This window comes from Bradyrhizobium lupini, from assembly GCF_040939785.1.
GTDB classification, from domain to species: domain Bacteria; phylum Pseudomonadota; class Alphaproteobacteria; order Rhizobiales; family Xanthobacteraceae; genus Bradyrhizobium; species Bradyrhizobium canariense_D.
The window spans coordinates 6,143,721-6,157,774 of the sequence record NZ_CP162553.1; the positions used below are offsets into that span (position 1 = coordinate 6,143,721).

The 14,054-nt window shown below is 58.3% G+C and carries 13 protein-coding genes and 3 pseudogenes; 10 read left to right on the forward strand and 6 right to left on the reverse strand.

Annotated elements, in window-relative coordinates:
- The first annotated feature begins 248 nt into the window (after positions 1-248).
- Entirely contained in the window at positions 249-590 is a 342-nt protein-coding gene (locus AB3L03_RS29225) for a hypothetical protein (protein ID WP_368507466.1), read from the forward strand.
- A 307-nt stretch (positions 591-897) separates the two neighbouring features.
- Entirely contained in the window at positions 898-1,107 is a 210-nt protein-coding gene (locus tag AB3L03_RS29230) for a hypothetical protein (RefSeq protein ID WP_368507467.1), read from the forward strand.
- Positions 1,108-1,354: 247 nt separating this feature from the next.
- Here AB3L03_RS29230 and AB3L03_RS29235 read toward each other — a convergent pair whose 3' ends face one another.
- Both AB3L03_RS29235 and AB3L03_RS29240 read right to left on the reverse strand, forming a co-directional pair.
- The gene (locus AB3L03_RS29235) at positions 1,355-1,675 is read right to left on the reverse strand and encodes an ABC transporter substrate binding protein (protein WP_368507468.1); all 321 of its coding nucleotides are present in this window, start codon (positions 1,673-1,675) and stop codon (positions 1,355-1,357) included.
- Positions 1,676-1,800: 125 nt separating this feature from the next.
- Positions 1,801-2,100: pseudogene (locus AB3L03_RS29240) on the reverse strand (SOS response-associated peptidase); the annotation flags it as partial.
- A 380-nt stretch (positions 2,101-2,480) separates the two neighbouring features.
- Between AB3L03_RS29240 and AB3L03_RS29245 the strand changes: the two are divergent.
- Together AB3L03_RS29245 and AB3L03_RS29250 are read left to right on the forward strand one after the other, a co-directional pair.
- A complete protein-coding gene (locus AB3L03_RS29245) occupies positions 2,481-2,690 on the forward strand; it encodes a hypothetical protein (RefSeq protein ID WP_368509090.1) in 210 nt (69 codons plus the stop codon).
- A gap of 21 nt (positions 2,691-2,711) precedes the next feature.
- A pseudogene (locus AB3L03_RS29250) lies at positions 2,712-2,813 on the forward strand (SOS response-associated peptidase); the annotation flags it as partial.
- A gap of 547 nt (positions 2,814-3,360) precedes the next feature.
- Here the strand turns inward: AB3L03_RS29250 and AB3L03_RS29255 are convergent.
- Genes AB3L03_RS29255 through AB3L03_RS29265 form a run of 3 tightly spaced genes read right to left on the reverse strand, consistent with a single transcriptional unit; the run spans position 3,361 to position 3,973 of the window.
- A complete protein-coding gene (locus AB3L03_RS29255) occupies positions 3,361-3,573 on the reverse strand; it encodes a hypothetical protein (RefSeq protein ID WP_368507469.1) in 213 nt (70 codons plus the stop codon).
- Between the two features lie 38 nt (positions 3,574-3,611).
- Complete coding sequence (locus AB3L03_RS29260) at positions 3,612-3,812, reverse strand: hypothetical protein (protein WP_368507470.1); 201 nt, start codon at positions 3,810-3,812, stop codon at positions 3,612-3,614.
- A 26-nt stretch (positions 3,813-3,838) separates the two neighbouring features.
- Complete coding sequence (locus AB3L03_RS29265) at positions 3,839-3,973, reverse strand: hypothetical protein (RefSeq protein WP_317245668.1); 135 nt, start codon at positions 3,971-3,973, stop codon at positions 3,839-3,841.
- Positions 3,974-4,265: 292 nt separating this feature from the next.
- Here AB3L03_RS29265 and AB3L03_RS29270 point away from each other — a divergent pair, with 292 nt between their 5' ends.
- The 3 genes from AB3L03_RS29270 (at position 4,266) to AB3L03_RS29280 (ending at position 7,291) form a co-directional block, all read left to right on the forward strand.
- Positions 4,266-4,526 carry a hypothetical protein gene (locus AB3L03_RS29270; RefSeq protein ID WP_085351508.1) on the forward strand — a complete coding sequence of 87 codons (261 nt, stop codon included), beginning with the start codon at positions 4,266-4,268 and terminating at the stop codon, positions 4,524-4,526.
- Between the two features lie 255 nt (positions 4,527-4,781).
- Positions 4,782-5,807, forward strand: a complete 1,026-nt coding sequence (locus tag AB3L03_RS29275; protein WP_368507471.1) for a cytochrome-c peroxidase — start codon at positions 4,782-4,784, stop codon at positions 5,805-5,807.
- A gap of 422 nt (positions 5,808-6,229) precedes the next feature.
- Entirely contained in the window at positions 6,230-7,291 is a 1,062-nt protein-coding gene (locus tag AB3L03_RS29280; protein WP_368507472.1) for a hypothetical protein, read from the forward strand.
- A gap of 4 nt (positions 7,292-7,295) precedes the next feature.
- Here AB3L03_RS29280 and AB3L03_RS29285 read toward each other — a convergent pair whose 3' ends face one another.
- On the reverse strand, positions 7,296-7,655 hold the full coding sequence (locus tag AB3L03_RS29285; protein WP_368507473.1) for a methylamine utilization protein: 360 nt from the start codon (positions 7,653-7,655) through the stop codon (positions 7,296-7,298).
- A 345-nt stretch (positions 7,656-8,000) separates the two neighbouring features.
- On the opposite strand from AB3L03_RS29285, the gene AB3L03_RS29290 reads away from it, so the two are divergent.
- The 3 genes and pseudogenes from AB3L03_RS29290 (at position 8,001) to AB3L03_RS29300 (ending at position 13,732) form a co-directional block, all read left to right on the forward strand.
- Positions 8,001-10,811: an EAL domain-containing protein gene (locus AB3L03_RS29290; RefSeq protein ID WP_368507474.1), complete on the forward strand. Its 2,811-nt coding sequence runs from the start codon at positions 8,001-8,003 to the stop codon at positions 10,809-10,811.
- Positions 10,812-11,205: 394 nt separating this feature from the next.
- Positions 11,206-13,309: pseudogene (locus AB3L03_RS29295) on the forward strand (methyl-accepting chemotaxis protein).
- Positions 13,310-13,372: 63 nt separating this feature from the next.
- Positions 13,373-13,732 carry a hypothetical protein gene (locus AB3L03_RS29300; protein ID WP_368507475.1) on the forward strand — a complete coding sequence of 120 codons (360 nt, stop codon included), beginning with the start codon at positions 13,373-13,375 and terminating at the stop codon, positions 13,730-13,732.
- Positions 13,733-14,054 lie beyond the last annotated feature (322 nt).

Sequence of the window (14,054 nt, forward strand, 5' to 3'; positions counted from 1 at the left end):
TCGAGGATGGCAACTCAATGGATTAGGACAGGTCCGGTCGGCGGTGCCGCGGGGGACGATTCTGAGCGCCCCGTTCGATCTGCACGCTGAGCTGAAGCCGGACACCCGTCGAGCGCTGAGATTTACGACGTTCCGGGTGCATCCGCCCAAATCGCTTTGGAGGCGCGCACGTAGCCAAGGCGAGGAAGGGTATGCCCAATAGAAGGGTTGCCAAACACCAAGGCCAACTCGACCGCATCTCAGACGACATGTCCAGGAACGACCGCGAGGCCTGGATCTTCGGGCGCAAGTCGATCTTCAAGTACATCCTGTATTTTCTAGAAATCGCCGCCTTGGGTTTGGGTATCTTCCACCTGACGCATGGCCTCGCACTGCAAGCCGCCGCCGCGTGGTTCGGTATCGAATTGATGCTGATTATCATCCACTTCTTCGCATCGGCGCACGAGAAGCAGCTGCACAACAATCATGAAGAGCGTGTGCGAGAGCTGCGCGACGAGCTCTGGTTTAAGAGGAGGATATGTACGGTACCGATCGAGGCGTTCAATTTACGCGTTCGTCGTTCGTGCTGGCGAGTACGGCGTGGTCACTGAACACACCCCGGACGTAAGCACGGGCACTCGCAGATCTGGGAGCATGGCCGCACTCCGTACGGGCAGCGTGTTGGCCAGAATCCATATCGAACTCAACCGAAGTCCGCCACTAAGGCTAACCTCTTGATGGGGCCATTTCTGTCGCGGCGCGTCTCGCCGTAAAAGCCGTTCGCTTCCGTGCTTTGCATGTGCAGCTCGCGCCCCCTGGGGCCCCCACGGTCCGCTTTGCTCCGCTTGATCGCCGAGATCGAGGGCGGCCATCGAGGCCGCCATTGGGGCGGGCTCGGAAATCGATAAGGAGCTTTCCATGACCAATCAAGCCTCTTCATTCCGCCCGACGCGCCGCATCTATGCCGTCACCAAGAACGGCGATAAAAAGATCTGGCGATCGATAGGTGCCTTGTGGCCGCACCGCGACGGGAAGGGTTTTAATCACAAGCTCGACTGCCTTCCGCTCAATGACGCCGAGATCGTGGTCCGCCAAATCGACGATGAGGCGGAGGAGGGCGCCCGTTAGCGCCCACTTCAGGTAGGCAAATCTTTGGTGGTTGACGCTCGCGCTGGCGCCCGCAAGAGGCATCCCTCTGCCATTCCTCGGCGACAAGAACCGTTTGCCGCGTTGGAGACCAAGCGACCAAGAAGCAGATGTGATTGGGCTTTTAAGGCAGCTTAGATGATGAACTTGGGCCGCACCTCCGTGTCGGGTCTCGCAATTGCCGAGCGGCGCTTGCGGGCCATGAACGGACTCTTGCGATGAGATAGCTCTATTCAATCACCTCGTCAGCGCGAATGAGTAGTGGGGACGGCACTGTTAAGCCGAGCGCCTTGGCCGTCTTCATGTTGATCACCAATTCGAATTTGGTCGGCTGCTCGACCGACAACTCGGGAGGCTTGATGCCTTTGAGGATCTTATCGACGTAGCTGCCAGCACGACGCAATAGATCGAATATATCAGGGCCGTAGACGACCAAGCCGCCATCCGCGAATTGTCGGAAGAAATGCATTGCGGGCAGATGATGTTTCGCCGCGAGCGCGATAACTCTTGGGGCTTGGCGAATGATCAGAACATCGCCCAAAACAATCATTGCATCGGCGTGCTGGGCGGCGGCCGAAGCAAAGGCGATATCAAGTTCCTCGTCCGTGGTCGCTCAACTATCGGCAGAGCCACGCCCAGCTTCCGCGCTGCGCTTGGTTCGGCGTAGTCGTCACGAAAGACAAGGTGAGGTCCGGGGATCGGCTTGGACTTCGTGCCGCGATCACCGTTGAACGTCGTCCAGATACCAGCGAAGGCGAACAGGGGCCGGTCATCATTGAGCGCGATCCACACCACGTCCTTTTTCTTCGTCTCCGGGTGCGGCTCCGGCGCCTACTCGGCGAAGCTGTTGGCCGGCACCAAGCATCCGTACTGGGGCTTCAGCCAGCCGCGCCAGTGCGGCGATAACGTATTGCGGATGTTGGTGACAGGCGGCCCGCCGGTCCGGGGCGGTGGCGGCATGCCCCAATACATCAGTTATCGCCCCTCGGTAGCTTCGCGAACGGCCCGACGGAGCTTGACTTCGATGCACCGAGCGCAGATCAGTTCGCCGTCACCGGCTGGCGGCGCAAGAACGGTTAGCTCTTCAGGTGCGAACTTTTCTTCGCAGTGATCACAGCGGGGGATTTCAAGCATCCCCGCATTTGCTCACGCAGTTGTGGCCGAAATCAGCAGCGTCTTCACCGGACCGCTCGCAAGAGCTTGATCAATACCCACGGCTGAGCTTGCACAAAAATTCGTTCCCAATCCGGAACGCCGCTGAAGAAATCCCGGACGTTGCAGATTTACAACCCGCGCTGCCATTCGAGATACTAAGCTCGTCATTCTTAGTTCTATATGATCAGCGGGGGCGCAAGGTGTTTGATGTCTATCGCAATGACAAGCGCGACTTGCTCGTTCTAAGTACGGGCTCTCCCGTACCCGTGCTTTACTCTGCACATAAGTGGCGCAAGAGCAGGAAACGAGTTCTCAAGGTCAGCCACGAAATCAAGTCAGCCGTTCAGGCACAAGGGTATTACGTCCGCAGACTGCGGGTCACCAAGGACCGGATGATCGAAGTCGAGTAGATCGCCGGCCGGTGTTCTCGTTTGCGCAATCTCTGTTCGATCACCAGCAACCAAGCCGCCATTATCGCGCTGTTCCGCGTCGTCAACCGCTATGTCGGCAACCTCGCACCGATGCCGGGTGTTTCAGAACTTTCGCGTTTTTCGGAGGATGTAGGGTGCGAGATGGTCTGCGGGTGGGCATGCCACCCAGCACGGGCAGGCCGCCCTTACGTCTCAACGGAACTCCACGAGCGGGCACGTACGAGATTTTGGCTTGTTCCATTGAACCTTTAAGCGAACTGTCTGACGAACCTTCAATCGGAAACCGGAGGTTTCCCATGAAGCATCTGATCTCATCTGCATTCGCGGCCGTTGCCTTCCTCATTGTTGCAACCACTATGCTGTGGTCTTACACACCTTCGATTGAGCGCCATGTCACCCGTACAGCCATAGGTCATTGCAAGAATTTCCACAGCTTGGCCGGGACAAAAGCGTCCGAACTATTGCCTTACTAAGCGGCGGTAATCCGTGGAGACGATGTTGACCTGCAGGTGCTGGATGCGCACCCCCACATGGGAGTAGGCGAAGGCGCTGCAATGGCCCGTTGCCGGATGATGTGCTCAAGATCGTTATGCGTGGGGCCGAGAAAGAAGGTAATCGGGCGGCTTGAACCGCGTACTGCTTTGGCAGCTTAGCTCGTAGCCGCCTCATCCAACCGCGCCAGCCCAGCCTCGATCACGATGATATCTTCCTCGATCTGCTGGACGGTTGCCCGAACATCAAAATCTGTACGTGCCTTTAGGTCCACGGCCAGCTTCCGGCGCTGCATGCGCAGATCATCCAGAGCCCTCCGATTGTTCAAGCGAACGTAACCGTCCACAATCAGCTCGATTGCGTTTGGCATTCCCATCCCCCTGTCGTGATCGACCGATACCGAACCGCTTAACTAGCGACACCCTTCAAAACGGCATCTCGTCGCAAGGCGTCTCCAGCAACCGTCAAATGCGACCCTATGGCCAACCCGAGGCGAGCCAACGTCAGGAGGGCAAGCGGCTCACACAGTTCAATGGAAAGACCGGCTCCCAATATCGCAATTGCGCGTTGTTCATCCCTATCGAGATCGGCCCATGAGATGCCGTCCATGATGCGTCTCCGTCGCAAAGAACTATCTAAAATCCAAACGCATGACGAATTTGCCGCAGCATAGCCATCGCCGCGTCGGTGTACCGACCGTGGGTTAGGTATTGATCGATCTGCGCTGTACTGATCAGCGCCACAACTGCCACCATGAAGCCCTTAAACATTGGGCCTCTCCTACAAGAGACCGCCAACCGGGCGTGTCGAAGTATTGAACCGTTCTCGGAATGCGCTGCTGTATGTGACGACCTAATACAGCAAATGGTGACAGTCACTAGTAACCAGTTCCTTAACGGCGCGATGTCTGGATGGGAGCGCCATGGAAAGAGGCGAAGGCATTGCAACGGCCTTTGCGAGATGATGCGCTCAACTCGTGATCGTGGCGATGAAGGAAAGATCGAGCGATAGTACGAGGGTCTGAACACTTGCCCCGGTGTCCTCCGCCCCCATATCCGACGTATGCAGCTCACCGAAATCCAAGACCAAGCAATCCAAGCCCGCATAGCTCTAATCGTCGGCGCAAGGACGTTCGACCGTCTGTTCGCAGGCGTGCGGTTCGATGAAGTCGATGGGGACATCCTGTTCGTCTACGCCAAGGACGAGGACACCGCCGCCAAGATCGAAGATGAATTCGCGCTGCACATATCGATCATTGCCTCAAAGATATTGGAGCGCGAGATCAACATCGTGATGGTATTGCCGAGACAGCTCGTCAGTTGAGCTTGCGAGTGAGACCGGGGGAGCGGCGGTGGCGTGCCGATGTCCGATCTTTTGCGAAAGCCGGTCTCGCGCGCCAGGCAGCGGTTGGTGTTGACGAGGTTGCCTGAGCGTTCAACGGCCCTCACGCAGCGCGCGATCACACGCGAACAAAGTAGATTGTGGCGACGCATTTCGACCCAATGGGCAGAGGGGCCATTAAGGCTTCCTTGACCAAGTTGTTCATATAACGAGGCATATTATTCCTCCGAGGAGCCGATGAAGGTCTGGGTCAGCCTGGCTTTGCTTGCGGTGCTTGTGCCGCTGGGGCTGCGCTTTGGCTCGACGGTGGCGGAGGAATCAAAGGAGGCGGCAGAGATCCGCGCCAAGTACAGTCGGCCGGCGGCGATTCCTTTCCCGGACCGCAATCCCTACTCGGCACCAAAAGCGGCTCTCGGGAAGATGTTGTTCTTCGATCCGTTGCTCTCGAGGTCCGGTACCATTTCCTGTGCGACTTGCCACAATCCGTCGCTGTCGTGGGGAGATGGCCTTGCGCGTGCGGTCGGGGAGGATCCGAAAGGCCTGCCGCTTCGTTCGCCCACTCTGATCGATGTGGCGTTCACCCAGCCGTTGGGCTGGGACGGGAAGTTCAGGGATATCGAATCCGTCACGTTTGGTCCGATCACGGGTCGGGCAAACATGAATCTGACAGAATCGGAGTTGATTGACCGTCTGTCCACCAGCTCGGCCTATGTCGATGCCTTCGCAAGCGCCTACGGGGATAGTGCGATCACCCGGCCCAGGATCGAAGCTGCCTTGGCGACCTTTGAACGCACCATTGTCGCGGAGGAGTCCCCGTTCGACCGCTGGATCGCTGGGGATGAAACCGCGATCAGCGCGGCGGCCAAACGCGGCTTTGCGCTCTTCAACGGCAAAGCGCGTTGCTCAGACTGCCACAGTGGGCCATCTTTTACCGATGGATCGTTTCAGGATATCGGCACGGCTAAAGACGGTGATATTGGCCGCGGCCGGCTGTTTCCGACGTCACAAAAGCTCCGATACGCATTCAAGACGCCGACATTGCGCAACGTTGCGCAGCGTGCGCCCTACATGCATGATGGATCGGTCGCAACGCTAGAAGAGGTCATCGAACTCTATGACCAGGGTGGGATTGACCGTGCAAGCCGGTCCCCTTCGATAAAACCTTTATCTTTGGCAGCAGAGGAAAAGACCGAGCTAGTCGCCTTTCTTCAAACGCTAACTGCGTCGTGCCAGGCCACGCCTTTTCACAACTTGTCGCGCTGACGAACTACCGCCATCGGGTCGTCGATATGAAGTTAGTGAACGTGCGGCAATGCCGACCCCAGCAGGCCAAAGCCGAGGATAACAAGCGCGCCTGCCCAAGCCTCCACGGTCTCAGTTCGCGTAGCGTAGCGCTTTGCTCCGCGGACCAGCACCGAGCCTACCGCCACACGCGCCGCACCTAACGCTTCCAACATGGATTGCTCCAACTATCCCGTTTTGTCTGACGTTCAGTACGACAGCCGGATTGAAGGCTCGTCCTCGAAATCTATCAAATTTGAAAGGACTTGCGGCGGCGCCCGCCCAAATCGGCCCCATTAACCACCCGTCAATCACCGGCTGTGCGGACGGTACAAACCCCAAAATTTATGCTAAGGTGAATAGATCGTTAAGCCGTGCCTTCCACGACGGGCGGATTTCTTAAAATGTTGAGGTCTTTGGGGCGGGATGCCACATCGGTGTCTCGGGGAGTTGCCCTGGTTGCCAGGTTTATCGCGGTGTTCTCCGTCTGGGTCTTGGGGACCCGAGCTGCCAGCGCTCATGTCAAATGGTTTTGCGCTTATGACGCTGCCGGCCAGCCGCGGGGCCTTGAACACGTTCTGTGCCAGGATTTTGAACTGCTCCTAGGGGTTGCGGTGCTCTGGTTCTTTTCCGGCTGTGTGGTGGAGCGCACGTCTCTGGGCGAGCTGACGGCCCGCTCACTCAACAGGTTCACGGAAGGCTTGCGCCTGCACACCGAGGTGATGATCCGCGCGGTGTGCGGCTTTTTCTTCATCTCGCTCTGGGCGGTCGGAGGTATCATCTTGACCCCAGAACTGAAGACGACGTCCGCATGGGTGGGACCTTTGCAGCTCGCCATCGCCGCCGGCCTGCTGTCGCGCCACACCGTGCCGCTCTCTGGGGCGGGGATAGTGGTGTTGTTTGGCCTCGCCGTGCGCGACTACGGCACGTTTCATCTGGCCGACTATCCGATCTTTCTGGGCCTTGCGGCCTATCTCGCTCTCACGGGGTTGCAAAAGAATTTGTTCGGTTTTCCGGCGCTCGACGTGGTGCGCTGTGCGACCGCCGTGACCTTGATGTGGGCCTCGATAGAGAAGTGGGCCTATCCGGAATGGAGCTTCCCGCTTCTGATCGAGCACCCCGGTATCACCCTTGGGTTCAACAACGAGTTCTACATGCGGGCTGCGGGCATGGTCGAGTTCACACTCGCCTTTGCCCTGGCTTGGACGCCGCTGGTTCGGCGCATCGCGGCGGCAGTGCTGCTCGGAATGTTCATCAGCGCGTGCTTCGAATTCGGCAAGCTTGATGTCATCGGACATTCGGCGATTATCGTCGTCCTGGTCGCGATCCTTTCCGATAATCGGCCGACAGAGGCCGACGATCGCGCTCCGTGGCTCGCCCCGGCCGGATTGTGTGCGGCGCTGACGGTTACGCTCTTCGCCTACTATGTTGGCCATGCCGCGATCTTCAACACGGCGGTACTTTAGAATCCTACTTTGTGACGTGCACGCCAAGCTTCATCTTGGGATGAATGCCACACATGACCGTGTAGTCACCAGCCACCGAAAAGACGACGTCGAATTGGCTGCCCGGCTGCTGATCGCCGGTGTCGAAGTCAAAGGTCTCCGCGCTCAAATAGGCGTGGTGCAAGAGCTCACCATCGTCGTTAACAAACCGTAAAGTCTCGCCGCGCTTGATGATGATCTCTCGCGGCCTGAATTCTCGATCCTTTTGCGAGATCGTATAGGAAGTTGCGCCAAGAGCGGCGCCTGCCAGCAGTCCCCCGGTGACCACGGCAGTGATCTGGAGCCCGAACCTGCCTTCGCGCAAAGGTAAAAGTCTTGCCACCATTTCAACCCCGCTGAAACTTCAACTTTATTAAATGTCCGGCTTGGCTCAAATCGTCCGAGCGCGTGAGTACTCCGTACTTTATCACAGCTTGATCTTAACGATTTCCGCATCCCTTCTAGTCATTACTAGGGAAATTTGAGGCGGAGGCAGCCGGCTGCGTCCGCGCCCTATGTTTGCAATTGTTTGTTTACAGCGAAAGACATCGCGATGAGTCTTTTCGTCGGCAGGGCTGTGCGTCAACCGAAAGCGGTTTTTGACACGCTTCGGTCCACAAGCGCCTATCTGCCACGGCTGCTTGAAGCGCGCGGCTCGATCTGAATAGGCATTTTGCTCTTTTGTCTCGCGATGAGCGCCATTGCAGCAGCCCTCGGAGGCTATGCCACCCTTGGTATCCGGCATGCCGGCGACCTGGTGGCCAAAACCTTCGACGAGTCACTGATGTCGATCAATTACGCACGCGCGGCTGGCGCCGATTTCGCCGCAATGCGCGTGGCGTCGGCACAACGCCTCCTCACCAAGGATCCGTCGGTCCGTGCACGACTTGAAGCCGAAATCAACGAGCTGGCGAAATCGCTGTCGGAGGATGTGACCATCGCGGCGGAACGGTCGCAATCCGCGCGGGCCGCAAAAGCGGCGGCCAAAGTCCAGGAGGCCGCAAAAGCCTGGACCGCGCTTCATCGTCGTTCACTTCAACCGCTTGCTGGCGAGCATGGGAGCGTTGAAGCGAATGCGCGTGAGATCGCCGATCTCGATCAGTACTCCAACGCCGTCAATCAGCAGATTGAACTGCTTGTGAACTATACGGCCGGTGATGGCTTTCTATTCCGTCAACGTGCGCTGGCTGCAATCAGGCGGGATGTGCAACTCAATGTGGCGGGGCTGACTGTTGCCCTTCTTCTGTCCGGGTTGTTCTCGTGGATGTTGGCACGCCGCATCATCGGCCCAGTCGCGATTGCCTCCAAACTGGCAAGGAGTATTGCCGATGGTGACTTGAACACAGACATTCCGGAGGGCGGCGGTGATGAGCTGGGTACCCTCCTGAGCGCAATGGGAAGGATGCGGGACAACATCAGGACGATGGTGGACCGGGAGGTGGCGCAGCGGCGTTCGGCCCAGGTGAGGCTTTCCGATGCACTCGAGAACTCCCGCGAGGGCGTCGTCCTCCTCGATAATGATGGTCAGATCGCCCTATCCAATTCTAGGGCCAGCGAGTTCATTCATTGCTTGCCACAGCTCGTTCACCCGGGCTGGTTGCGGGGAACGCGGGCGTCCAGCGAGGACAGCTCACCAGCACTCATTCTCCGAGACAACTTTAGCGATGTGGATAGCGAGGAAGGTGAAGCCCAGCTCCCTGACGGTAGGTGGCTGCGGGTCAGCCGCAGCGCGACCCAGGAAGGCGGCGTGATGCTCGTCTACAGCGACATTACCGGTTTAAAGCAGCAGAAAGCTGAGCTGCACGCGACGAATCTGAGACTGGACGCGGCGCTGACGCACATGTCGCAAGGCCTCTGTCTCTATGACAGGGAGGGACGGCTGCAGGTGGTTAACCGTCGCTTCTGCGAGATCTTTGATATCTCCCCGGAGCTTGTGCGTCCAGGCATGACGTTCGAAGACGTCCTCCGCCTGAGTGTTGCCGCCGGCACTCATGGCAGTCAGACCGTAGCCGATCTTCTGGCGGAATGCGAGGAGTTCCAGGCTCGCCGCAGGAGCGGCAACTACCTCCAGCGGCTCAGTGAGGGACGCATCGTCTCGATCGCTCATCGCCCCACATCCGACGGCGGCTGGCTCATCAGTTGCGAAGACGTGACCGAACAACAAAGGGCGCAATCTCAAATCGCGTTCATGGCGCGCCACGACGCTCTGACCAGATTACCCAACCGGTCTCTCTTCGGCGAGCGAATCGAGCAGGCCGTCGCGGAGGCCGGCCGGGGGGCGGGGTTTGCCGTATTTTGTATCGATCTGGATAACTTCAAGCAGATCAACGATACCCTGGGACATCCGGTGGGCGACGCGCTGCTTTGCGCGGTTTCCGAGCGGTTAAGCGGGTGCGTCCGAGATGTTGATACCGTTGCGCGTTTGGGTGGCGACGAGTTTGCGGTCATTCAATTTGACGTCCGAAACGCTGAAGAGGCCGAGAGCCTCGCCCAGCGCATCGTTGAGAGTGTCGGAGCGCCCTATGAACTGCTCGGGCATCGCATCATCGTCGGGTGCAGCGTCGGAATTTCGCTCGCGCCAGCGGACGGTGCGACGCGAGAAAAGCTACTGAAAAATGCGGACATGGCGCTGTACCGGTCCAAAATGGACGGTAGGGGAACATGGCGATTCTTCGAGCCAGCAATGGATGCAAGCCTGCAAAGCCGCCGAGCGCTCGAAATCGACCTGCGCGAGGCTATGGACAAGCAAGAGTTCGCGCTGTTCTACCAGCCGATTTATGACTTGCGAAGGGATCGGATTAGCGGCTTCGAAGCATTGTTGCGCTGGCAGCACCCGAATAGGGGGTTCGTGCCGCCCGACCAATTCATTCCGCTCGCCGAAGAAATCGGTCTCATTGCTCCGCTCGGTGAATGGGTTCTCAACCGCGCGTGCGAACAAGCGGCCAATTGGCCCGACGAGCTCAAGATTGCGGTCAATGTCTCGGCGAGTCAGTTTCGTGACCCGAAGTTTGCAGACGTCATCGCCAACGCGATCGACGCATCAGCGCTTTCACCGCACCGCCTTGAGCTCGAAATAACGGAATCAGTTCTCCTTGGCAACAGCTCCGAAACCATCGCGACGCTGCACGAGCTCAAGGCGCGTGGGCTGCGCATCGCTTTGGACGATTTTGGGACCGGCTATTCGTCACTGAGTTACCTCCGCAGTTTTCCCTTTGACAAAATTAAGATCGATCAGTCCTTCGTCCGCGACGCAACGGCGACAAAGGGATCGAAATTGATCGTCAGGGCCATTACCAGCCTCGGAAGGAGCCTTGGTATGACAACAACAGCGGAGGGGGTGGAGACGGTTGAGCAGTTGAACCAGATGAAGGCGGAAGGTTGCAACGAGGCGCAAGGGTTCTTGTTCAGCCGCCCGGTCCCTGCAACCGAACTCGCCTCAACGATCCTGAGCTTGCGAAACGGCCTTAAGGAAAGGGACCGGAGCAGGGCGTTAGCCAGCTAGGACTACGGGATGTCACGGCCTTGACTTCAGCGCGGTCATTTCCTTGCGAGTATATATTGCGGGCCGACGCTATCGCGTCCCGAACTGGCTCGGATGCAAAACAACGCTCCAATATGGAACAAACATCCGTCAATGCAGCAATACCAGTTCCATCTAGCAGTTTTAATTTGCAGCTCTGGCTAGGCGGGCTGTTTTCATTTCCGCCAGACTAGCAGCCATTGACTACGCTCGGAAGCTTCCGTCGAGGCTTCAGCGTGCGTTGACGTCAGCGTCGACGATCCAGTGACTTGCAGAAACCACCTTCGTCAAACAAGCTGGCCAGACTTCATTTCCTATTAACCGATTCAGCGAAAGGTTGCATCATTGGGATTGAGCGCATTTAAGGGGAATCATTGTGCCATTCCTTCGTTTGAGGATCCGGGGACGTTTGATTGCGGGATTCGCGGTGCTGTGCGCAGTTTTGATGGCCGCGGTTGGGTGCACGATCATTGCGGTCGGCACTCTTTCTCACGCCGTCGATCGGATGGTGACTTTGCGTACTCCAGTCGCCATCAGCAGCACTGAGCTGGTTGGCAATCTTTACTCTACTCTTGCGGCCCTGCGCGCCTATCTCCTCACCGGCGATCCAGAAGCCAAAGCTGAGCGCGCCGCAGTGTGGAAAGAGCTCGACGCGACCGTCAGTGCCTTCGACAAAATGGCGATGCGCTTCACCAATTCGGAAAACCTTCGCAATTGGGCAGACGCCAAGGTCAAGTTAGAGGAGTTCCGCGTCACGCAAAGTCGGGCCGAGAGCATTGCATTCACGTCCGACGCGTTTCCGGCCACCAAGCTCCTGCTGACGGAAGCGGCGCCGCGAGCGGATATAATGTTCGCCCAGATCAGCCGCATGATCAACGAAGAGGAGGGGCTTGAGGCGACGGCCGACCGCAAACGACTATTGAAGGCAATGGCCGACACGCGCGGCAACTTCGCCGCAGCCATGGCGCAGATTCGAACTTACTTGCTCTCCGGGGACAAGGCCGAGAAGGACAAGTTCACGCGGCCATGGGAGAATTTCAAACAAGGGCTTGCCGGAGTCGCGGCCCGCGAATCACTGCTCACTTCCGCGCAGCGAACAGCCTTCGATGCCTTTACCAAGGCCTATGGCGAACTGGAGCCCATGCCCGAACGAATGTTTGCGATTCGCGATTCGGCGGGTTGGAACGTGCCGGTCCTGATTCTGGCCACCGACGCCGCACCAAAGGCGCGCGCAATCCTAGACCTGATCGACGGCCCCAAAGGGGGAGATGGAACGCGCTCAGGAGGCATCAAGACCAACCAGAATCTGATGCTGCAGCAGGAAGCCCGCAACGTACAGGACGATACCGCGTTCCTGATCTGGATCGAATGGGCGCTCTTGACAACGGGGCTGGTCGCCGGCGGAGCCATTGCGTTCTTTACCGTGCGTTCAATTACGAAGCCAATTCGGGCCATGACGGGCGCCATGGGCCAGTTGGCAAACGGCGAAATGTCGCTCGTTGTCCCCGGCCTTGGCCGGTCCGACGAGATCGGCGAAATGGCGGGTGCGGTGCAGGTGTTCAAGGACCATATGGTAGAGGCTGAACGCCTGCGTGCCCGAGGCTTGGAAAACGATAAGCGCGCGGCCGAGCAGCGCCGGGTGGATATGCATAGTCTGGCCGATGACTTTGACGCGGCGATCGGCGAAGTCGTCGAAACCGTCTCATCGGCCTCGACCGAATTGGAAGCTTCAGCGAGTACGCTGACCGCAACGGCGGGACAAGCCCAGGAGCTGACGGTGATGGTGGCCGCGGCGTCGGAACAAGCTTCCACCAATGTCAATTCGGTGGCCTCAGCGGCGAAGGAGATGGCGTCATCGGTCAACAAGATCGGCCGCCATGTCCAGGAATCTGCACGCATCGCCAGCGATGCGGTGAAGCAGGCTCAGAAGACCAACGATCAGATCGGACATCTCGCTCACGCCGCGAGTCGGATCGGTGCCGTCGTAGACCTGATCAACACGATCGCCGGCCAGACCAATCTTTTGGCGCTGAACGCCACCATCGAGGCAGCGCGGGCTGGCGAAGCCGGACGGGGTTTTGCCGTGGTTGCTTCCGAGGTGAAGGCCCTGGCCGAGCAAACAGCCAAGGCAACTGACGAGATCAGCCAGCAGATCGACGGAACAGTCGGTGACCGGCCAATCAGTCGCCGCGATCAAGGAGATCGGCGACACAATAGCGAAGATGTCGGAAATTGCCTCCATCATCGCATCTGCGGTCGAGGAGCAGGGCGCCGCGACACAGGAAATCTCCCGCAACGTTCAGCAGGCCGCCCAGGGAACGCAGCAGGTGAGCTCAAATATCACTGACGTGCAGCGCGGCGCTACCGAAACTGGATCGGCATCGACCCAGGTTCTCGCGGCGGCCCAATCGCTGTCGCGCGATAGCAATCGGCTCAAGGATCAAGTCAGCAAGTTCCTAGAGTCGGTCCGTGCCGCTTAGTGCTTGAAAGCAAGCCGGCTCCCCAAAACGGGCTTCGACATGTGCGAATGGAGAGGACCGAAAATGGCCCAGATTCTAGAGTTTTCGAGGGCCTTGCGAGTTGAGCCTTTTTCGACTCAGAGCAAGAGTGCAGACAAAAACAAATTGCAGGCGGATTGGGAAACGCTTCAACATGCCTTGGCCGAGATTAAAAATTCCAGCGAAATCGTACTTCAAAGAACGCCAGCGCTGCTGGAACACCTCGACCAACTTGATATGATCCTCGATAAAGCTCTCGATCGGCCGACGACCCAGTGGATGCGCGCAAAGGTTGCCGATGCCCGCACCGTGCTGTTGAAGGAAAGCCACGAGTTCTCCACTCGAATTGAGGAAATGGTGTCCTGCGCTGCACAGCTTGAAAATAGCGTCAATCTCAAGCGATAAACGCAGCTTGCCATCCACGCGAACGACAAGTTGCCCCCGAAAAACCCCACGCTAGGCGTGGCCGTCGGCGTCGGCGGCGTCCTAGTGTTGGCGAACATAATGTCATCGTGGCTCACGGTCGACAAGACTAAGCATGACCTGCAAGGCACGCCTGTACGGCGGCAAGCACACGTGAGTCCTCGAAGAGCAGTGCCGGAACACTAACCAGCCCTGATCAACGTCGGAGTCTTGCCGTATCAGGTACTGCCGTGACGGTCGGTGCCGTCCGGGGTCTGCTCAGAATGAGGCCGAGCCCCTCGCTGAAAGAAGCTGCGCGACCCGT

What these genes read in the sequence shown, in the direction of transcription:
- AB3L03_RS29225 (WP_368507466.1), top strand. Translation starts at nt 249, where the DNA reads ATGTCCAGGAACGACCGCGAGGCCTGGATCTTCGGGCGCAAGTCGATC.
- AB3L03_RS29230 (WP_368507467.1), top strand. Translation starts at nt 898, where the DNA reads ATGACCAATCAAGCCTCTTCATTCCGCCCGACGCGCCGCATCTATGCC.
- AB3L03_RS29235 (WP_368507468.1), bottom strand. Translation starts at nt 1,675, where the DNA reads ATGATTGTTTTGGGCGATGTTCTGATCATTCGCCAAGCCCCAAGAGTT.
- AB3L03_RS29255 (WP_368507469.1), bottom strand. Translation starts at nt 3,573, where the DNA reads ATGCCAAACGCAATCGAGCTGATTGTGGACGGTTACGTTCGCTTGAAC.
- AB3L03_RS29260 (WP_368507470.1), bottom strand. Translation starts at nt 3,812, where the DNA reads ATGGACGGCATCTCATGGGCCGATCTCGATAGGGATGAACAACGCGCA.
- AB3L03_RS29265 (WP_317245668.1), bottom strand. Translation starts at nt 3,973, where the DNA reads ATGTTTAAGGGCTTCATGGTGGCAGTTGTGGCGCTGATCAGTACAGCG.
- AB3L03_RS29270 (WP_085351508.1), top strand. Translation starts at nt 4,266, where the DNA reads ATGCAGCTCACCGAAATCCAAGACCAAGCAATCCAAGCCCGCATAGCT.
- AB3L03_RS29275 (WP_368507471.1), top strand. Translation starts at nt 4,782, where the DNA reads ATGAAGGTCTGGGTCAGCCTGGCTTTGCTTGCGGTGCTTGTGCCGCTG.
- AB3L03_RS29280 (WP_368507472.1), top strand. Translation starts at nt 6,230, where the DNA reads ATGTTGAGGTCTTTGGGGCGGGATGCCACATCGGTGTCTCGGGGAGTT.
- AB3L03_RS29285 (WP_368507473.1), bottom strand. Translation starts at nt 7,655, where the DNA reads ATGGTGGCAAGACTTTTACCTTTGCGCGAAGGCAGGTTCGGGCTCCAG.
- AB3L03_RS29290 (WP_368507474.1), top strand. Translation starts at nt 8,001, where the DNA reads ATGAGCGCCATTGCAGCAGCCCTCGGAGGCTATGCCACCCTTGGTATC.
- AB3L03_RS29300 (WP_368507475.1), top strand. Translation starts at nt 13,373, where the DNA reads ATGGCCCAGATTCTAGAGTTTTCGAGGGCCTTGCGAGTTGAGCCTTTT.